Below are 20,318 nucleotides of genomic sequence, written 5' to 3'. Positions count from 1 at the left end.
CCCATGGACCAATCCTCGATTGATGCGCTGCGTGCGCAGGACATTGCTCCGCGCGGGCATTTCATAAACGGCCGCAGTCAGGATGGTGAAACCGGGGCCCGGCATCAGGTTCTGTCTCCGATCAACGGCCAACCTCTGGCGCTGATCGCCGAAGGCACACCGGCCGATGTCGACATGGCCGTGCGCGCGGCGCGCGATGCTTTCGAGGACGGGCGATGGTCGCGCATGGCCCCTGCCGGCCGCAAGAAAGTGCTGCTGAAGCTGGCCGACCTGATCGAAGCCCGCGCGCTTGAACTGGCCGTGCTGGGCGTACGCGACAACGGAACCGAGATCACCATGGCCTACAAGGCCGAGGCGCTCTCGGCGGCGGCCACTTTCCGGTATTATGCCGAGGCGATCGACAAGATCTACGGGCAGATCGCCCCGACAAGCGGTGACGTTCTGGGTCTTGTGCATCACGCTCCGGTCGGGGTTGTCGGGGCCATCGTGCCCTGGAACTTTCCACTGATGATCGGCAGCTGGAAAATTGCACCGGCACTGGCCGCAGGCAATTCCGTCGTGCTGAAACCTGCCGAAAGCGCCTCACTCAGCCTGCTCAAGATTGCCGAACTTGCCGCAGAAGCCGGAGTGCCCGATGGGGTGTTCAACGTCGTGACCGGGCGTGGCTCGGTCGTGGGTGAGGCGCTGGCCCTGTCGATGGATGTCGACATCATGGTGTTTACCGGGTCGGGCACGACCGGGCGGCGGCTGCTGGAGTATTCGGCGCGGTCGAACCTGAAACGCTGCTATCTTGAACTGGGCGGCAAATCCCCGAACATCGTTTTTGCCGACGCCCCTGATCTGGCCGAAGCGGCCAAGGTTTCCGCGGCGGGCATCTTCCGCAACTCTGGTCAGGTCTGCGTCGCCGGATCGCGCCTGTTGGTCCAGCAAGAGATCTACGAGGACTTCGTCGCCGAGATCAGCCGCCACGCCGAAGGCTTTCGCGTCGGCGACCCGCTGGATCTCAACAACCAGATCGGTGCGGTCCACAGCCTGCCAGAGCTTCAGGCCAATCTGGATTTCGTCACCAAGGCCGAGGCCGAAGGCGCCGAGCGCCGGACCGGCGGAAACCGCATCCTGACCGAGACCGGAGGCTATTACATGGCGCCGACCGTGATGGCCAACGTGAAAGAGACCGACACCCTGTTCCAGAATGAGGTCTTTGGCCCTGTTCTGGCCGTCACGCCCTTTGCCGACGAAGACGAAGCGCTGCGCCTTGCCAATGCCACCGTATTTGGGCTGGCCGGTGGTGTCTGGACCTCGAACCTCAGCCGCGCGCATCGCATGGTGGCCGGCATTTGCGCCGGCGTTGTTCATGTCAATACGTATGGCGGTGCCGACCTGACCGTTCCGCTGGGCGGCGTTCGCCAATCCGGCAACGGGCACGACAAATCGCTGCACGCGATCGAGAAATACTTCGATCTGAAAACCGCCTGGATAAAACTCTGAAAAAAGGCCGCCCGCATGACCCTTCCAGCAAAATCCGCGGAACTCATTGAACGCAGGGCCCGGTTGCTGGGGCCCAATGTATCGACCTTCTATGACGAACCCGTTCATTTCGTGAAAGGTGAAGGCGTCTGGCTGTGGGATGCGGACGGGCGCAAGTATCTGGATTGCTACAACAACGTGCCTCATGTGGGGCATTGCAACCCGCGCGTGGTCGAGGCGATCTGTCGTCAGGCGCGCACGCTCAACACGCACACCCGGTATCTGCATGACGGGATTCTGGACTATGTGGAAAAACTGACCGGAACGATGGACGAATCCCTGGATACGGCCATCCTCACCTGTACCGGTTCCGAGGCAAATGACATTGCTCTGCGAATGGCCGAGGCGATGACCGGAAAACGAGGGATCATTGCCACCGACGCCACCTATCACGGCAATACCGCGCTGGTCAGCCAGTTGAGCAAATCGAACATCCCGACGGTCGGCTTCGGTCTGAGCCGGTATTTCCGCTTTGTCAGCGCGCCCGACAGCTATCGCAATCCCGACCCGGATGGGTCAAAATTCGCCGATGCCGTGGCGGAACAGATTGCGGAACACGAAAAGGCCGGCACCGGTTTTGCCGCATTGATCCTCTGCCCTTACTTTCTGAACGAGGGGTTTCCCGAGAACCCGGACAGTTGGCTGGCTCCCACGGCCAAGGTCGTCCGCCAGGCCGGGGGCCTGTTGATCTGCGACGAGGTGCAATCAGGCTTTGGCCGAACCGGCACCCACATGTGGGCGCATCAGAAGTTGGGCGTTGTGCCGGATGTCATGACCTTGGGCAAACCCATGGCCAACGGCCATCCGGTGGGCGGCGTGGTCACAGGTTCCGAGATCATTTCGGCATTCCGCAAGGGATATCGGTACTTCAACACGTTTGGCGGAAACCCTGTTTCCTGTGCTGCCGCGATGGCGGTTTTGGAAGAGATCGAAGACCAGAGCCTGGTCGCACACGCCAGATCCGTTGGCCACCATGCGCGAAAACGGCTGAACCTTTTGAAAGAAAAGTATGACGTCATCGGAGACATACGCGGCTCGGGGCTGATATTCGGGGCTGAAATGGTCCTTGATCGCGACAGCAAGGAACCCGCCGGAGAATTCACTGACCGTATCATCAACGCCATGCGCCAGCGCGGGATCATTCACTCCAAGCTTGGGCGTCACAAGAATACTCTGAAAATTCGCCCGCCCATGCCATTCTCTGTCGAAAACGCGGATCTTCTTTTCGACACGCTGGACGACGTGTTGGCGGAAACGCCACTGGTCGCATGAAGCAGATCGTGGAACAGGCGCTGACCCTTTGGGGTCTGGCTGATGGCCGGGCGTCTCTTGTGGCGGCTCGGGAAAACCGCGTCTATCGCGTTCAGGCAGGCCAGACCGCCTATGCCCTGAGACTGCATCGCAAGGGCTTGCGAACGGATACCGAACTCCGGTCAGAGCTACAGTGGATGGCCGTTCTGGGCAAAAACGGGGTCCGGGTTCCAACGCCCGTTCCGGCCGCAGATGGGCGCTATCTGCATCTGGTGGACGGCATTCAGGTCGACATGCTCGACTGGCTGCCGGGCCGCCCTCTGGGTGCGACAGGAAAGGCTTTGACGCATCAGGACCGGACAGGCGTCTTTTGCTCAATCGGCCGGGAAATGGCACGGCTGCACCACATCAGCGACCAATGGACACCTCCTCAGGACTTCGTGCGTTGGTCATGGGATCGCAGCGGGCTGCTTGGAGACGCCCCTGTCTGGGGTCGTTTCTGGGAAAACCCAACGCTTGGAAAAACGGACCGGGCCCTGTTCCTGGTGTTCCGGGATATCGCAGATCGTGACCTTCGGCGCGTGGAAAATCAGTTGGATTACGGGCTGATCCACGCCGATCTTGTCCGCGAAAACGTCATGGTTGACGGTGACGTACTGTGGCTGATTGATTTCGACGATGCCGGGTTCGGTTTTCGCCTGTTTGATATCGCAACGACGCTTCTCAAGAACCTGCACGAACCTGATTTCAACCGGCTGCGCGGTGCTTTGCTGGCGGGGTATCGATCTGAACGACCGATCTGTACCCGCCAACTCGACCTGTTCATGGCACTGCGCGCGGTAACCTATGTGGGATGGGTTGCATCCCGCCTGAACGAAGATGGATCGGGCATACGCAATGAGCGGTTCATTGAAACCGCGCGGGCGTTGATGTCCCAATACCTTCAACAGCACACTTAGACAGGAGGCACCAATGGCCGAAAAGACAATCCTGCTGATTGGTACGTACGATACCAAAGAGCCCGAAATGCGGTTTATCGAAAAGGCGGTCAGAGCACAGGGCGCTGACGTGCTGACCATGGATGTATCGGTTCTGGGTGATCCGTCCGAACCGACGGATATCTCGAAACACGACGTTGCCGCTGCCGGTGGCATGACAATAGAACAGGTCATCGCGCAAGGAGACGAGAACAAAGCCTTTCGCGTGATGTCCACAGGGGCCGCAAAAGTTGTTGCACAAGCCTGTTCAGAAGGTCGATTTGACGGGATGCTGGCCACGGGCGGGACCATGGGCACAGACCTTGCGCTGGATTGTGCACAGGCTTTGCCGATGGGCGTTCCCAAATATATCGTGTCAACGGTCAGCTTCTCGCCTCTGATCCCTCCGCACCGGTTGGCGCCGGATGTTCAGATGATCTTGTGGGCCGGCGGCCTGTATGGCATGAATTCGATCTGCAAATCGTCGCTCAGCCAAGCTGCCGGGGCCGTCGTGGGCGCAGCCAGGGCGGCGACCGCCCCTGATCGCAGCAAACCTCTGATCGGGATGACCAGCCTTGGTTCGTCCTGCCTGCGCTACATGAAAATTCTGAAACCGGCACTGGAAGACCGCGGCTTTGAAGTGGCCGTTTTCCACTCTACCGGCATGGGCGGCATGGCCTATGAAAAACTGGCGGGCGAAGGCGCGTTTGCCTGCGTGATGGACTTCTGCATGCAGGAATTCGGCAACCTGATGGCGGGCTCTGTCGTGTCCAGCGGCGATGACCGGGTCACCAATGCCGGGCGCGTTGGAACGCCCCAGATGGTGGCACCCGGTGCGCTGGATCTATTGGATTTTGCGGGCTGGCAGGACATCCCCGAACAATATGCCGATCGCCCGTTCCACGAACACAATCGCCTGATCAAAAGCTCGGTCTTCAACGGCGCCGAACGGCGCGCCTGGATTCGGGAACTCGCCAACCGGCTGGAAGCCGCAACCGGGCCGGTGCATTTCTTTTTGCCCGTTCAGGGCGTCGAGGCCTGGGACAGGGAAGGCGAAGAGGCGCATGATCCAGAGGCTCTGGCCGAAATGGTGGACGAGGCGCGCAAGGTCATGCCCGGCCGGGTGCCGATGACCGAGCTGGATGTTCACATCAACGACGCGGCTTTCTGCGAAGCTGTTCTGTCGCGATTTGACACGTGGGTGGAAACCGGCGTCATCAGAACAGACTGAACGCCATTGGCAGCATCGGGAAAGGGAAAAACACCCTGCGCGTTGTCTGACAGCGAATTCTGGCACCTGTCCGGGTTGTGCAGGTCGGTTCCGTGACCTTTGAGCACCCAGTCCTCAGGCGGAGGGTTCCAGAACGTGTTGGGGTTGTCTTCGTCCATCCCGGCCCGGTGCAAGCTGCGCCGCGCGGACCGGATCAGAATGGCCGGTCCTTCATTGGGATGTTGCGCCAAAAGCATCTCCACAGTGTTTTGAACGGTTGGATGATCGGCTTGCTCCCACCCCCAAGACGATCAATCAGCCAAGGGCATTTCTTGAACAATTGATCCATCCCGTAGCCGGGTACGGGCCCGTATCGCTGCTGGTGGTAAATTTTTTATGGATGTTGGATCCAATATCCTTTATTCGTGATCACATCTTTGATTCAGGGAGGATCACATGCTCAAGAAACTCGTCGCTTTGGCGGCCTTCACCACTTTCACAACAGGTCCTGCGATGGCGGACACGCTCGACGATGTCGTTGATCGCGGCACTCTTCGCTGCGGCGTTGTTCTAGACTTTCCGCCGATCGGGTATCGCGACGCCAACAACGAACCGGCGGGTTTTGACGTGGATTACTGCAATGATCTGGCCGCGGCGCTTGAAGTTGAGGCGGAAATCCTGCCTTTGACCTGGGCAGAACGCCTGCCGGTCATCGTTACCGGGCGCGCCGACGTCGTGTTCGGCGCAACCTCGGACAGCCTTGAACGGGCGCGGACCGTGGGCTTCAGCATTCCCTATGCAATCTACTATGCGCAGGGCGTCGTGAACGCGGACAGCGGGATCGAAACCTTCGAAGACATCCGCGGCAAACGCGTCGCCGCCGCGATTGGCACCGTGCCGGAACAGGAATGGCTGAAGATTGCCGCCGAATGGGGTGAGGAAGGCAATTATCAGGGCTATCAGTCGGAAAACGAGGTGTTTCTGGCGGTCGCGCAGGGCAAGGCCGATATCGGCATCACCACCAACACCGCCGTTCTGCCGATCACCCAGCAGTATGAAACCGTGCTGGCCGGCCCCCGTATGCCCTGGACCACCGACTACACCTCGGTCGTGGGCAAACGACAGGACGTCACCTGGCTGAACTTCCTGAACCTGTTTGTCACGCATCAGGTGCGTTCGGGCCGGTATCAGGACCTGTGGGGCAAATATGTCGGAGGCGAAGCACCCGAGCTGCGCATCCCCGGCGTGATGTACTGATTTCACCCCCCAGTGCTCTTTCGTCTGGTTTCGGCCGGGCGAAAGAGCCGGTCAATTCGGAAAAAACCCGTGTTCGATTACAACTTCCACTGGCGGCCGGTCATGAAAAGCCTGCCGGACTTGCTTGAGGCATCGCTGCTGACCTTGCAAGTCGCGGTGCTGGCGATGATCCTGGGCATCCTCTTCGGCCTGTGTCTTGCGCTGACGCGGCTGCACCTGAAAGGGCCTCTGTACTGGTTCGCCTCGGCCTGGGTTGAACTGGCCCGAAACACGCCCGCCCTGTTTCAGCTGTTCTTTTTCGGCTTCGGGCTTGGCGCATTCGGCCTGCACCTGTCGCCTTACTTCATCGTGCTGGCGGGTTTGACCTTCAATTGCGCCGGCTATCTGGCCGAAAACTTTCGCGGAGGTTTCCAGGCCGTCCCCGAGACGCAGTTGCGGGCCTCTCGTTCTCTGGGCATGACCGCGTGGCAGGCTTACACACGCGTGGTGATCCCGCAGGTGTTTCGCATCGTCTACCACCCGATCACCAATCAGATGGTCTGGGCCGTGCTCATGTCCTCGCTGGGCATGCTGGTCGGTTTCCGCGAGCTGTCAGGCGAGACGCAGTTCTTTGCCTCGCGCACCTTCCGCATCTTTGAATATTTCGCCGTCACCGCGATCATCTACTACGTGATCGTCAAAATCATTCTCGGAGCCTCACGCCTGCTGGCGACCCGGCTCTTTCGCTACTGAAGGACGCTCGGATGGAACCCACTGTCAGCTTTTTCAGCGGCTTCACCATCAATGATCTGTGGTTTCTGGGCGAAGCGGCCCTGCGGACACTCTGGATTTCGGTTCTGTCGATATCCATCGGAACGCTTCTTGGCGTGGTATGCGGGTGGATCCTGTACGAAGGCAAGCTGGCCGCAGCACTGACAGTGGCCCCGTTTCTGGATGTTTTCCGTTCCGTCCCGCTGATCATCCAACTGGTGCTGTTCTACAACTTTGCGCCCATTGTCGGGCTCAATCTGGACCCGTTCGCCTCGGGCGTGGTGATCCTGTCGATCTACACGGCTGCATTGGTTGCGAATGTCGCACGCGGCGGGATCGAGGCCGTCGGTGCGCCGATGCGCCGTGCCGCGCGCAGTCTGGGCATGACCTATTGGCAGGATCTGCGCTATGTCGTCTTCCCGATTGGCGGGCGCGCGGTCTTCCCGGCCTGGGTCGGTGTCGCACTGGGAGTGATGAAGGACAGCGCGTTGGTTTCGGTGCTGGGCTATGTCGAACTGCTCAAGGCCAGTCAGATCCTGATCACCCGGACGCAGGAACCTTTCCTGATCCTGACAATCGCGGGCGCGTTCTATTTCGCGCTCAGCTATCCGATTTCGCGCTATTCCGCGTCTCTTGAAAAAAGGTGGGCCCAATGATCGAAATTCGCGACCTGCACAAGTATTTCGGCGCGCTGCATGTGCTGAAGGGCATCGATCTGGACGTGCCGAAAGGAGAGGTCCTGTCGGTGATCGGCGCATCGGGCTCCGGCAAATCGACCCTGCTGTATTGCATCAACGGGCTGGAACCGATCCAGCAAGGCTCGGTCAGGGTCGATGGCACAGATGTTCATGCCAAAGGCACCGACATCAACAAGCTGCGCACAAAGCTGGGAATGGTGTTTCAGCAATGGAACAGCTTTCCCCACCTGACCGCATTGGAAAACGTCGCGCTGGCCCCCAAGATCGTCAAGGGACTGTCAAAATCAGAAGCCCGCGATATCGCCGCCCGCCAACTGACCCATGTTGGCCTAGGCGAAAAGCTGGGCGTCTACCCATCTGCTCTTTCGGGTGGCCAGCAACAGCGTCTGGCCATCGCCCGCGCGCTGGCGATGGAGCCGGAATACATGCTTTTTGATGAGGCGACGTCAGCGTTGGATCCCGAACTGGTGGGCGAGGTTCTCGACACGATGCGCCTTTTGGCCGAAGAAGGGATGACCATGATCTGTGTCACGCACGAGATGGGTTTCGCACGCGATGTGTCGGACCGGGTTGCTTTCTTCCATCAAGGCGTGATGGAAGAGATCGGTCCGCCCGGGCAGATATTCGGTGATGCGCAATCAGAGCATACCCGTAAATTCCTTGCCAACGTGCGCTGAGTGCACTGGCCCCCTGAAACAACGAGGAAGATCACCTTCATGTCCAAGAATATCTTCACCGGCACCATGCCAGCCCTGATGACCCCGTGCAAAGCCGACCGGACCCCGGATTTCGATGCCCTGGTGAAAAAGGGCAAGGAAATGATCGAGGCCGGCATGTCGGCCGTGGTGTATTGCGGCTCGATGGGCGACTGGCCGTTGCTGTCGGATGCCGAACGCATGCAAGGTGTCGAACGCCTGATCGACGCCGGCCTTCCTGTCGTCGTCGGCACCGGTGCGATAAACTCGAAATCTGCCGTGGCGCTGGCTGCACATGCGCAAAAGGTCGGCGCGGCAGGGCTTATGGTCATCCCACGTGTGCTGTCGCGCGGATCGTCCATCCCGGCACAGCGCAACCACTTCAAGGCAATCCTGTCAGCCGCGCCGGATATCCCGGCCATCATATACAACAGCCCCGTCTACGGCTTCGCCACCCGTGCTGATTTGTTCCTGGAATTGCGTGCAGATCATCCGAACCTTGTCGGGTTCAAGGAATTCGGAGGCAAAGGCGACCTGCGCTACGCCGCGGAACACATCACCTCGAAGGATGATCAGGTCACGCTGATGGTGGGCGTGGACACCGAGGTTTATCATGGCTTCGTCAACTGCGGCGCCACGGGTTCGATTACCGGTATCGGTACCGCCCTGCCCAAAGAGGCACTGCTGTTGGCCGCCCTGTGCCAGAAAGCGGCGGCGGGCCATGCCGAAGCGCGCCTGCGCGCGCGCGAGCTTGAAGAAGCTTTTGGCGTGCTGGCCAGCTTTGACGAAGGCACCGATTTGGTGCTGTACTACAAGCATCTGCTGGTCCTGAACGGTGAAGAGGAATACCGCTTGCACTTCAACGAAACCGACGAGTTGACGGATGCCCAGCGCAACTATTGCGAACAGCAATACAAACTGTTCCGCACCTGGTTTGCCGACTGGTCCAGCCAGGGCGGGGTCATCGCTGAATGCATGTGATCGACAGCCATACCGGAGGCATGCCCACGCGGGTCATCCTGAACGGCGGCCCCGATCTGGGGTCGGGCCCGCTGGCCGAGCGCGCGCAACGCCTGGCCACCGAGCACAAGGATTTCTACAAATCGGTCCTTCTGGAACCACGCGGTCAACCCGGCATGGTCGGGGCGCTTCTGGTGGCCCCGGAAACGTCTGGCTGCGAAACCGGCGTGATCTATTTCGATGCCGATGCCGTTCTGGGCATGTGCGGTCATGGCACCATCGGCCTTGGGGTCACTCTGGCCCATCTGGGCCGGATCGGTCCGGGGACGCACAGGGTCGAAACGCCCGCCGGCGTCATCTCGGTTGACCTGTTGGACGCCAATACGGTGCGCGTCACCAATATCGAAAGCCGCCGGGTCAGGGCTTCGGTGTCGGTAGACGTCGAAGGCCATGGAAAAGTGACCGGCGATCTGGCCTATGGTGGCAACTGGTTCTTCATTGTCGATCCCAGCCCGATGGACGTGACGCCCGGCAACATCCGTGCCCTCACCGATCTGACCATTGCAATTCGCAAAGCCTGCATCGACCAGAATGTACGTGGCGAAAACGGGGAACCGGTGGACCACGTGATCTTGCAGGACAAATCCCTGGGCAAAGGCATTCACAGCAGAAATTTCGTCCTGTGCCCGGACGATCAATATGACCGATCCCCGTGCGGGACCGGCAGTTCTGCGCGTCTGGCCTGTCTGGCCGCGGATGGAGTTCTGGTTCCGGGGCAAGAGATCGTGCAGGAAAGCGTGATCGGCAGCTCTTACCGGCTGAGCTTTCAGCCCGGTCCCAATGGCGGCGTCATTCCAACCCTGACCGGGCAGGCGCATATCATGGCCGAAGGCAGATTGATTTTCGCGCAAAACGATCCGTTCCGCGGTGGGATCCTTCTTTGACAAAATTATCGGGGACTGGCGCAATCCGGCCCCCGGAACCGAGCCACAGTTTGAGAAAATCTGGCCATGCTGCAAGACAACCCGACGGATATCGTTGTGATCGGTGCCGGTATCATCGGCATCAGCACCGCACTTGAATTGCAAAAACGCGGCCGGCGCGTGCTGGTGCTGGATCGCGAAGGCGTAGGAGCCGGTGCCTCGAAGGGCAACGCCGGAGCCTTTGCCTTTACCGACATCGTGCCATTGGCCACCCCCGGGATAATGCGCAAGGCTCCGAAATGGCTGTTTGACCCGCTGGGTCCACTTTCAATTCCTCCTTCTTACGCTTTGAACATCGCGCCGTGGATGCTGCGGTTCTGGCGGGCCAGTTGGCAGGATCGCTATGCTGCGGCCTTGTCTGCACAGGCTGCTTTGATGGATCACAGCCGCGCGGCGCTGGAACGCCAGATCGCGGATGTCGACGGCGAAGCGCTGATGCAACGCGACGGCCAGTTGCAGGTGTTCGAGGGTGAAGGCGAATTCCGCGCCAGTCTGCCCACATGGGACAGGCGCAAGGATCACGGCATCCCCTTTGACCTGCTGGACAGCCCCGACGCGATTGCGGAAATCCAGCCCGGGCTTGACCGACGATTTACCCATGCGGGTTTTACGCCCACCTGGATGAACACGGTCGATCCGGCCAGCTGGACAAGACATTTGGCCACCCGGTTCACCGCCCGTGGCGGTCAGGTTGAAATCGCGACAATCAACGCGCTCACACCCATGGATGCGGGCGTTCGCCTGACGACTTCGATCGGTGAAATTGATGCAAGACAGGTGATCGTGGCCGCCGGGGCGTGGTCTCATCACCTGGCGAAAACCCTGGGCGATCGCATCCCTCTGGAAACCGAGCGCGGGTACAACACAACCCTGCCCCAAGGGGCCTTTGACCTGCGCACCCATCTGACATTCGGTGGCCACGGATTTGTGGTGACGCGGATCAACGGCGGTGTGCGCATCGGTGGCGCGGTCGAGTTGGGCGGGCTGGAGCTGCCGCCCAATTACAAACGCGCCGACGCGCTTCTGGCAAAGGCCGGGCACTTCATGCCTGGCCTGAACTTGGAAGGCGGCACGCAATGGATGGGCTTCCGGCCGTCGCTGCCCGACAGTTTGCCGCTGATCGACCGCTCGGCGCGTGCGCCACAGGTGTTTTACGCCTTCGGACATGGCCATCTGGGTTTGACGCAATCCGCAGGCACGGCGGAACTGGTCGCGGATCTGGTCACGGACACCAAGCCCGCGCTCGACATGAAGCCTTTCGCATCCACACGCTTCTGATCAGGAGAACACCTCATGAAAATCACTGCACTGAACGTATATCAGGTGGATCTGCCGCTGAAGGAAGGTCGCTATAGCTGGTCCAATGGCAACTATGTCGAAGTCTTCGACAGCACCGTTCTCGAGATCATCACGGATGAAGGTCTCAAGGGGTATGCCGAATGCTGCCCGTTGGGATCGGCTTATCTTCCGTCCTTTGCCCTGGGCGTCAGGGCCGGGCTGGCGGAATTGTCGCCACATCTGATCGGGCAGGATCCGCTGAATATCGGCCAGATCAATCGCACCATGGATGCCGCCCTGCGTGGCCACCCCTATGCCAAGGCGCCCGTTGATATCGCCTGCTGGGATCTGCTGGGCAAGGCGACCGGGCAACCCCTCTACACCCTGTTGGGCGGTGCCGCGCAACAGGACGTGGTGCTGTATCGCGCGATCAGCCAGGAAGCACCGGATATCATGGCGCAAAAGATCGAAGGTTATGCGGCCGAAGGCTATACGAAGTTTCAACTGAAAGTGGGCGGCGACGCCAATGACGACATCGACCGCATTCACGCCACCCGCGCGGTTCTAAAAAAGACCGACCTGCTGGTGGCGGATGCCAACACTGGCTGGACCCGGCACGAGGCCGCGCGTGTCGTAGGCGCCATCGCGGGCATGGATGTCTATGTGGAACAACCCTGTTTGACCTATGAGGAATGCGTGTCGATCCGCCGGCGCACCGCGCTGCCCTTCGTGATGGATGAGGTCATCGACACGCCCAACACATTGGTCCGCGGCATTGCCGACGACGCCATGGACGTGATCAACCTGAAAATCTCCAAGGTAGGAGGTTTGAGCAAAGCAAGGCTGATGCGCGATCTGTGCGTCGCACATGGTATCCCGATGACCATCGAAGACACCTGGGGGGGCGATATCACCACCGCCGCCATCGCTCATCTGGCGCGGTCGACACCGTCCGAGTTCACCTTCTCGGCCACCGATTTCAATTCCTATGGTACCGTGGACATCGCCGAAGGTGCGCCAAAGCGTATTAATGGCCGGATGACCACAGCAGATCGTCCCGGTCTGGGCGTGACTCCGATCTTCGACGCGCTGGGTGCCCCCGTCGCGCAATATAGCTGAGGTAAACATGCGCAGCAGCAAAACCGTACATGTGATCTCGGCCCATGCCGAAGGTGAGGTTGGGGATGTCATCGTGGGGGGTGTCGCCCCACCGCCGGGCGACACTCTCTGGGAACAGCGAAGCTTCATTGCGCGGGACCAGACCCTGCGCAACTTTGTTCTGAACGAACCACGCGGCGGTGTGTTCCGCCATGTCAACCTTCTGGTTCCGCCAAAACACCCCGAGGCGGACGCCGCCTGGATCATCATGGAACCCGAAGACACGCCGCCCATGTCGGGGTCCAACTCGATCTGTGTCTCAACCGTGTTGCTGGATGGCGGGATCATTCCAATGCACGAGCCGGAAACCCATATGGTGCTCGAGGCACCGGGCGGGCTGGTCCGGGTGCGTGCGGAATGCCGCGATGGCAAGGCACAACGCATCTTTGTCCAGAACCTGCCCAGCTTCGCCGACAAGCTGTCCGTCCCGCTCGAGGTATCCGGACTGGGCACGATCACGGTAGACACCGCTTATGGCGGCGACAGTTTCGTGGTCGTCGATGCGCAGGCGCTTGGGTTCGCGATCGTCGACCACGAGGCCCGCGACATAGCCCGGCTGGGGGTAAAGATCACAAACGCCGCCAATGAGCAGCTTGGATTCTCGCATCCCGAGAACCCGGACTGGGATCATATATCGTTCTGCGCCTTTTGCGGCCCGTTGTATGAAACGGAAACCGGTCTGAGCGGCAAGTCCGCCGTGGCGATCCAGCCGGGCAAGGTCGACCGTTCGCCGACGGGCACCGCTGTATCCGCGCGCATGGCGCTGATGGCGGCCAAGGGGGTGATGAAACCCGGCCAGACCTTCGAGGCTGTCTCGATCATCGGATCGCGCTTTACCGGGCGGATCATTGACACAGCGCAGGTCGGTAGCCGCGCGGCGATCGTTCCTGAAATCAGCGGTCGCGGTTGGATCACCGGAATTCATCAGCACATGTTGGATCCTGACGATCCATGGCCCGGTGGCTATCGTCTGTCTGACACCTGGGGTGTTTGATGTCAGCAGGCACGTTTTTCAAAACGGAAAAGTCTGAAGATACGCGGCCTCTTTACGGTTTCATCATCAGATTCAGGCCTTTTTTTTGATCTCGGGCAGGGGTCGAACATGGGTCGAAATCCAAGTTCGACTTGGAAAAGTCGGTGATTGCGGGTAATTGTATCCAAAAAACCGTGGCGGGATATTGGAAATGGCAGGAAAACGCGCGATCACGAAACAAAGCCTACCGGACGTCATCGCAAATGATCTGCGTGAACGTATCCTCAGCGGCGAACTCGCCGAAGGTGAGACGATCCGGCAGGAAGCCCTGGCCGAGGAATATGATGTCTCTCGCATGCCGATCCGCGAGGCTTTGAAACGCCTGAATGCCGAAGGTCTGGTGCAATGGGCCAACAATCGCGGCGGCTCGGTGACCAAGCATTCCCTCGACGAAATCGGTGAAATTTTCGATCTTCGCATCCTGATCGAAGTCGATCTGTTCCGCCGGGCCATCCCGAATATGGGCCCAGGGGAATTTGCGCGTTGCGACGAAATCCTCAATCAGATGGAAGCGTCGTATGATGAAAATGACGTCGGCAAGTGGGGGATATTGAACTATCAGTATCACTCGGCGCTTTATGCGGCGTCACGACGGAAGCTGACCAACGAATTGCTGGACCGCGTCAACCTGCAATCGGATCGCTATGTCAGGATGCACCTGAGCGTGATGAAACAGCGCGAACCCGCAAAAAAGGAACATCGTGATCTGTTGCGGCTGGCCCGGGAAGGCAATGTGGACCAAGCCTGCGAGGTCTTGGCCCAGCATATTCGCCGGACCAAGGAACAGCTTCTGGAAATGATCGCCTCGAAGCGCGGGACAGACGAACCCTAGGGCGGTCTTGCATGTCCTGTCATTTTGGATACATTATCCATTAATCTGGACATCCCGAAACACGAGGCCCAAATGACCTTTACCCCGCATGGCAAGCATCTGATCGCCGGCAACTGGCTTGCCGGTGACGATTTCTTTGCATCACAACCCGCACATGGGCCATCGCATGACTTTTCGAAAGGTCGCATTTCAGACGTCGACGCCGCGGCGCAGGCCGCGGAAGAGGCGTTTTGGAGTTATGGCTATTCCACTCGGGAAGAACGCGCCGCCTTTCTGAACGCCATTGCCGACGAGATCGAAGCGCGCGCCGATGCAATCACCGAGATTGGCACTCAGGAAACCGGCCTGCCCGAGGCTCGGCTGCAAGGTGAGCGGGGCCGCACGTCGGGGCAGCTGAGGCTGTTCGCAACGCATATCCTCAGCGGCGATTATCTGGACCGGCGCCACGACGGCGCGCTGCCGGACCGTTCCCCCCTGCCCCGGCCCGATCTGAAAATGATCCAGCGCCCGATCGGCCCGGTCGCGGTGTTCGGCGCATCAAATTTCCCGCTGGCATTTTCCACCGCCGGGGGGGACACCGCCGCCGCACTGGCTGCCGGCTGCCCGGTTGTCGTCAAAGGCCACGGCGCCCATCCGGGCACCGGCGAGATCGTCGCCGAAGCCATCCTTGCGGCCAACCGCCGTTGCAACATTCATCCCGGCGTTTTCAGCCTGATCCAGGACGGCGGACCGGCTGTGGGTTCAGCCTTGGTGCAGCACCCTCTGATCAAGGCGGTCGGGTTCACCGGATCGCTTGCGGGCGGTCGCGCCCTGTTCGACCTGTGCGCCGCGCGCCCCGAACCGATTCCGTTTTTTGGCGAGCTTGGATCGGTAAACCCCATGTTCATTCTGGACGCGGCACTGGCAAACCGGGGTGAAGACATCGCCAAAGGCTGGGCCGGCTCGCTGACGATGGGCGCTGGTCAGTTCTGCACCAACCCGGGCGTCGTTGTGATGCCGGCAGGTGAAGCAACGGACCGTTTCGCCGAGATCGCACAGGCCGCATTGACCGAAGTTCCGACGCAGACCATGCTGACCGACGGCATCGCCAAAGCCTATCGCAACGGTCAGGCCCGTGTTGCTGAAACCGCTGGCGTTCACGAGATTCTGGCTTCGACATGCGATCAGCGCAATGCGCGCCCTTTCCTTTACCGAACAAGCGCCGCAACCTGGCTGGCCAACACATCCCTCGCGGAAGAGGTGTTCGGCCCGCTGGGCATCATCGTGACTGCCGAGACACCCGACGAAATGCACGACGTCGCGCGCGGATTGCACGGGCAGCTGACCTGCACCCTGCATATGGACGAGGCCGACATGGGCATGGCGCAGTCCCTGCTGCCGATCCTTGAACGCAAAGCCGGGCGCGTGTTGGCCAATGGCTTCCCCACGGGGGTCGAGGTATGTGACAGCATGGTCCATGGCGGCCCCTACCCGGCTTCGACCAATTTCGGTGCCACATCCGTGGGCACATTGTCGATCCGGCGTTTCTTGCGTCCTGTCTGCTATCAGAATCTGCCGGATGCATTGCTGCCGGAACGCTTCTCATAGGGAAATCAGTCGACACCCGCCGATACTCTGGAAGCACGTTGCACAGCAGGGTGTCGGCGGTTGCAACTGCGCAGTGTCAGGGGAATGAGGCACACGCCTCTGGATCCAATTGCACAGTTTCTTTTGGGTAACAGTGCTTTTGTTCATTCGGTTCAGGGCAACGCAATCCCGGCCCGATCCGTTGGCACTTTGGTGAACTACCTGTATGAAATGACCCGTGTTGCCCAGCACCACGACCAATTCGCCACGACCCATGAGATGATCGCCTCATTCGAGATCAATTTCCTCGCTGCATCCACCTCTCTTTTCATATCTCAAGAAAGGTAAACCTGATGGCTAACCCTCTGTATGACGGCCTGTTCGGCATCCACGCCGGCAAAGGCACACCTTTTTTGCAGCTGCTGGACGGGACAACGATCTCTCACCAGGATTTCCTGGGCAAAGCGGCGCAGATTGCGCATGTGGCGACGCATCTGGGCCTGAACCCCGGTGACCGCGTTGCGGCGCAGGTTGAAAAACCCCCCGAGGCGCTGGCGCTTTATGCTGCCTGCGCCCAGGCCGGTCTGGTGTTCCTGCCGCTGAATACCGCCTACACGGTCGATGAATTGACCTATTTCATCGAAAACAGCGGGGCCTCGCTGATTATCTGCGACACCGAAAGAGAAGGAAAACTCACCCCTGTCGGCGCGCAGCTGGGCGCCCGGGTAGAGACGCTGAACGCGGATGGCACCGGGTCTCTGACAGATTTGGCCGCGACCATGCCGACACGTTTCGAAACCGTCGCCCGCGATGGCGAGGATCTGGCAGCGTTCCTTTACACGTCGGGAACCACAGGCCGGTCCAAGGGCGCCATGCTGACCCAGAACAATCTGCTGTCGAACGCACGGACACTGGTCAAGGAATGGCGCTTCACCTCGCAGGATGTGCTGCTGCATGCCCTGCCGATCTTTCACACGCACGGGCTGTTCGTCGCGACCAATATCATGCTGTCCGCAGGTGGATGCATGATCTGGCTGCCCAAATTCGATCTGGACCAGATCATCGACAAATTGCCCTGTGCCACGTCGATGATGGGCGTCCCAACCTTCTATACGCGCCTGTTGGACGACCCGCGTTTTACCAGGGAACTGGCCACCCATATACGCCTGTTCGTTTCCGGATCGGCACCGCTGCGGGCGGAAAACCATGTGCAGTTCGAAGAACGAACGGGTCATCGCATCCTTGAACGCTATGGCATGACTGAAACCAACATGAACACGTCAAACCCATATGACGGCGAGCGGCGCGCCGGAACGGTCGGGCACCCACTGCCCGGGGTCGAACTGAAGATCTGTGATTCAGACGGCAATACCCTGCCTGCGGGCGAGATCGGCATAATTGAAGTGCGCGGGCCCAACGTCTTCAAAGGGTATTGGCAGATGCCTGAAAAAACCGCTGCCGAACTGCGCGACAACGGCTTTTTTATCACCGGTGATCTGGGCCGCATCGACGAGGATGGGTACGTCCATATCGTCGGTCGCAACAAGGATCTGATCATTTCGGGCGGCTACAACATCTACCCAAAAGAAATCGAGATGGTTCTCGATGATCAACCCGGTGTTCTGGAAAGCGCTGTGTTCGGCGTGCCTCATCCCGATTTCGGTGAAACGGTTGTTGGTGTCATTGTGGCAGAGCCCGGCCAGACCCCTGATCCGGAAGCGATAACGGGCGCGGTCCGCGAAGGTCTGGCCCGGTTCAAGCATCCGCGCAAGCTTATCGTTCTGGATGAACTGCCCCGCAACACGATGGGCAAGGTTCAAAAGAACATTCTGCGTGACCGATACAAAGATCTCTTCATGACTGTGTGAGCGAGTCTCGGCAAAGCGGGGATCAGCGGATGCAGCCCCCTGAAAAGAAAATCAGGCGAGGGTGTCCCCGCCTGATTTATTACATGATTCAGGCAACCAGATCGAACCGGTCGTTGTTCATGATCTTGGTCCATGCCGCCACAAAGTCGCGCACGAACTTCTCGGCATTGTCGTCCTGAGCGTAGACCTCAGCATAGCTGCGCAGGATCGAGTTCGATCCGAAGACCAGATCAGCGCTGGTTGCGGTGAACTTGACCTCACCCGAGGCGCGGTCGCGCAGTTCATAGGTGCCTCCGTCAACCGGATGCCAGCTCAGCGACATATCCGTCAGGTTGACGAAAAAGTCGGTTGTCAGCTGGCCCACCCGGTCGGTGAAGACGCCATGTGGCGATCCGCCATGGTTGGCACCCAACACACGCAGACCACCGACCAGAACGGTCATCTCGGCCGCGGTCAGACCCAGCAGTTGCGCGCGATCCAGCATCATCGCCTCTGGCGAGACCGCGTATTCCTTCAGCTGCCAGTTGCGGAACCCGTCCGCCAGCGGCTCAAGTACCGAGAAGCTGTCCACGTCGGTCTGCTCGATCGACGCGTCGCCGCGACCGGCCGAGAACGGAACCGCCACGTCAAAGCCTGCGGCCTTGATCGCCTGCTCCAGCCCGACATTGCCCGCCAGAACGATCACGTCGGCAATCGAGGCACCGGTTTCCGCCGCGATCGGCTCCAGCACACCCAGCACTTTCGCCAGACGTTCGGGTTCGTTGCCTGCCCAGTCCTTTTGCGGCGCCAGTCGGATGCGCGCCCCATTTGCGCCGCCACGCTTGTCCGAACCGCGGAAGGTTCGGGCACTGTCCCAGGCAGTGGTGATCATCTCGGCGATGGTCAGGCCGCTGTCTGCGATCTTGGCCTTTACGGCATTTGTGTCGTAATCTGTCGAACCGGCCGGGATCGGATCCTGCCAGATCAGGTCTTCCGACGGCACGTCCGGGCCATAATAGTTGACGCGCGGACCCATGTCGCGGTGAGTCAACTTGAACCAGGCACGTGCAAATGTATCGGCAAAATAGTCCGGATCCGCCATGAATTTCTGACAGATCGCGTTGTAGGTCGGGTCGACCTTCATCGCCATATCCGCATCGGTCATCATCGGCATGCGGCGAACAGTGGGGTCGGTCGGGTCGACCGGCTTTTCGTCTTCGGGCATGTCGACGGGCTGCCACTGATGGGCACCTGCGGGTGATTTGCCCAGTTCCCACTCGTAGCCGAACAGATAGTCGAAATAGCCCATGTCAAATTTCAACGGCTCTTTCGTCCACGCCCCTTCGATCCCCGAGGTAAAGGCGTTGGCCGCTTTGCCGTTCTGATCAGGGTTTTCCCAACCCAGACCCTGGCTGGACACCGGGCAGGCTTCGGGCTCGGCGCCGATATTGTCACCGGGCATCGCACCATGGGCTTTGCCGACGGTATGGCCCCCGCAGGTCAATGCCGCGGTCTCTTCGTCATTCATCGCCATACGCGCAAAGGTTTCACGGATATGCATCGCGGTTTTGGCCGGATCCGAATTGCCGTTCACGCCTTCGGGGTTCACATAGATCAGTCCCATATGCACCGCACCCAGAGGGTTTTCCAGCGTGCCGGGGGTTTCCAGATCGCCATAGCGGTTCTCGGACGGGGCCAGCCACTGGTTTTCAGAACCCCAGTAAACATCTTTCTCGGGGCCCCAGATGTCTTCGCGACCAAAGCCGAAACCAAAGGTCTTCAATCCCATGGATTCATACGCCACCGTGCCCGACAGAACGATCAGATCGGCCCAGGACAGCGCGTTGCCGTATTTCTTTTTCACCGGCCACAGCAGACGGCGGGCTTTGTCCAGGCTTGCATTGTCCGGCCATGAATTCAGCGGCGCGAACCGGATGTTGCCCGAACCGGCGCCACCTCGACCATCCCCCAGACGGTAAGACCCCGCCGAGTGCCACGCCAGACGGATCATTAGCCCGCCATAGTGACCCCAGTCAGCCGGCCACCAGTCCTGGCTGTCGGTCAGCAACGCCTCGACATCGGCACGAACCGCCTTGAAGTCCAGGCCCTTGACCGCTTCTCGGTGATTGTAATCCGCATCCATCGGGTTGGTGCGCGTGTCGTGCTGGCTCAGAATGTCCAGGTTCAGCGCATCCGGCCACCACTTGGTGACGGAATTGCCCGTCCCAGTATTGCCGCCATGCATGACAGGGCAGCCGCCGGATTGGTGATTGTGGGGGGTACCGTCCATTGTAAA

18 protein-coding genes are annotated in these 20,318 nt (G+C 59.9%); 17 read left to right on the top strand and 1 reads right to left on the bottom strand.

Annotated elements, in window-relative coordinates; genetic code table 11:
- The first annotated feature begins 3 nt into the window (after positions 1–3).
- From ACR0C6_RS10085 to ACR0C6_RS10005, 17 genes are all read left to right on the top strand, one after another.
- A complete protein-coding gene (locus ACR0C6_RS10085) occupies positions 4–1,488 on the top strand; it encodes an aldehyde dehydrogenase (RefSeq protein WP_480446899.1) in 1,485 nt (494 codons plus the stop codon).
- A 15-nt stretch (positions 1,489–1,503) separates the two neighbouring features.
- Positions 1,504–2,799, top strand: a complete 1,296-nt coding sequence (locus ACR0C6_RS10080) for an aspartate aminotransferase family protein (protein ID WP_480619097.1) — start codon at positions 1,504–1,506, stop codon at positions 2,797–2,799.
- On the top strand, positions 2,796–3,737 hold the full coding sequence (locus ACR0C6_RS10075) for a phosphotransferase enzyme family protein (RefSeq protein ID WP_480446897.1): 942 nt from the start codon (positions 2,796–2,798) through the stop codon (positions 3,735–3,737). The genes ACR0C6_RS10080 and ACR0C6_RS10075 overlap by 4 nt, the downstream gene beginning before the upstream one ends.
- A gap of 13 nt (positions 3,738–3,750) precedes the next feature.
- A complete protein-coding gene (locus ACR0C6_RS10070; RefSeq protein WP_480619095.1) occupies positions 3,751–4,986 on the top strand; it encodes a Tm-1-like ATP-binding domain-containing protein in 1,236 nt (411 codons plus the stop codon).
- A 435-nt stretch (positions 4,987–5,421) separates the two neighbouring features.
- A complete protein-coding gene (locus ACR0C6_RS10065; RefSeq protein WP_171229353.1) occupies positions 5,422–6,222 on the top strand; it encodes a transporter substrate-binding domain-containing protein in 801 nt (266 codons plus the stop codon).
- Between the two features lie 69 nt (positions 6,223–6,291).
- A complete protein-coding gene (locus ACR0C6_RS10060; protein ID WP_480619093.1) occupies positions 6,292–6,954 on the top strand; it encodes an amino acid ABC transporter permease in 663 nt (220 codons plus the stop codon).
- 11 nt (positions 6,955–6,965) lie between these two features.
- On the top strand, positions 6,966–7,628 hold the full coding sequence (locus ACR0C6_RS10055; protein ID WP_152460596.1) for an amino acid ABC transporter permease: 663 nt from the start codon (positions 6,966–6,968) through the stop codon (positions 7,626–7,628).
- Positions 7,625–8,347, top strand: a complete 723-nt coding sequence (locus ACR0C6_RS10050; RefSeq protein WP_480619091.1) for an amino acid ABC transporter ATP-binding protein — start codon at positions 7,625–7,627, stop codon at positions 8,345–8,347. Before ACR0C6_RS10055 ends, ACR0C6_RS10050 begins: the two co-directional genes overlap by 4 nt.
- Positions 8,348–8,386: 39 nt before the next feature.
- Positions 8,387–9,346, top strand: coding sequence for a dihydrodipicolinate synthase family protein (locus ACR0C6_RS10045; protein ID WP_171118193.1), 960 nt, complete (start codon positions 8,387–8,389; stop codon positions 9,344–9,346).
- Positions 9,337–10,269 (top strand): 4-hydroxyproline epimerase, encoded by a 933-nt coding sequence (locus ACR0C6_RS10040; RefSeq protein WP_480619089.1) that lies wholly within the window; start codon positions 9,337–9,339, stop codon positions 10,267–10,269. Before ACR0C6_RS10045 ends, ACR0C6_RS10040 begins: the two co-directional genes overlap by 10 nt.
- 66 nt (positions 10,270–10,335) lie before the next feature.
- Positions 10,336–11,586, top strand: coding sequence for an NAD(P)/FAD-dependent oxidoreductase (locus ACR0C6_RS10035; protein WP_480619087.1), 1,251 nt, complete (start codon positions 10,336–10,338; stop codon positions 11,584–11,586).
- A 15-nt stretch (positions 11,587–11,601) separates the two neighbouring features.
- The gene (locus ACR0C6_RS10030; RefSeq protein WP_480619086.1) at positions 11,602–12,705 is read left to right on the top strand and encodes a cis-3-hydroxy-L-proline dehydratase; all 1,104 of its coding nucleotides are present in this window, start codon (positions 11,602–11,604) and stop codon (positions 12,703–12,705) included.
- A 7-nt stretch (positions 12,706–12,712) separates the two neighbouring features.
- On the top strand, positions 12,713–13,738 hold the full coding sequence (locus ACR0C6_RS10025) for a trans-3-hydroxy-L-proline dehydratase (protein WP_480619085.1): 1,026 nt from the start codon (positions 12,713–12,715) through the stop codon (positions 13,736–13,738).
- A gap of 190 nt (positions 13,739–13,928) precedes the next feature.
- A complete protein-coding gene (locus ACR0C6_RS10020) occupies positions 13,929–14,609 on the top strand; it encodes a GntR family transcriptional regulator (protein ID WP_480446885.1) in 681 nt (226 codons plus the stop codon).
- Between the two features lie 72 nt (positions 14,610–14,681).
- Entirely contained in the window at positions 14,682–16,196 is a 1,515-nt protein-coding gene (locus ACR0C6_RS10015; protein WP_480619248.1) for an aldehyde dehydrogenase (NADP(+)), read from the top strand.
- 84 nt (positions 16,197–16,280) lie between these two features.
- Entirely contained in the window at positions 16,281–16,523 is a 243-nt protein-coding gene (locus tag ACR0C6_RS10010; RefSeq protein ID WP_480619083.1) for a hypothetical protein, read from the top strand.
- A 5-nt stretch (positions 16,524–16,528) separates the two neighbouring features.
- A complete protein-coding gene (locus tag ACR0C6_RS10005; RefSeq protein WP_480619081.1) occupies positions 16,529–18,043 on the top strand; it encodes a malonate--CoA ligase in 1,515 nt (504 codons plus the stop codon).
- Between the two features lie 88 nt (positions 18,044–18,131).
- Here ACR0C6_RS10005 and katG read toward each other — a convergent pair whose 3' ends face one another.
- Positions 18,132–20,312, bottom strand: coding sequence for a catalase/peroxidase HPI (katG, locus tag ACR0C6_RS10000; protein ID WP_480619079.1), 2,181 nt, complete (start codon positions 20,310–20,312; stop codon positions 18,132–18,134).
- Between the last annotated feature and the right edge of the window lie 6 nt (positions 20,313–20,318).

This window comes from Ruegeria sp. AL12 (assembly GCF_056540885.1).
Note: the sequence above shows the minus strand (reverse complement) of the source record. Positions and strands in the feature narration are given on the sequence as shown.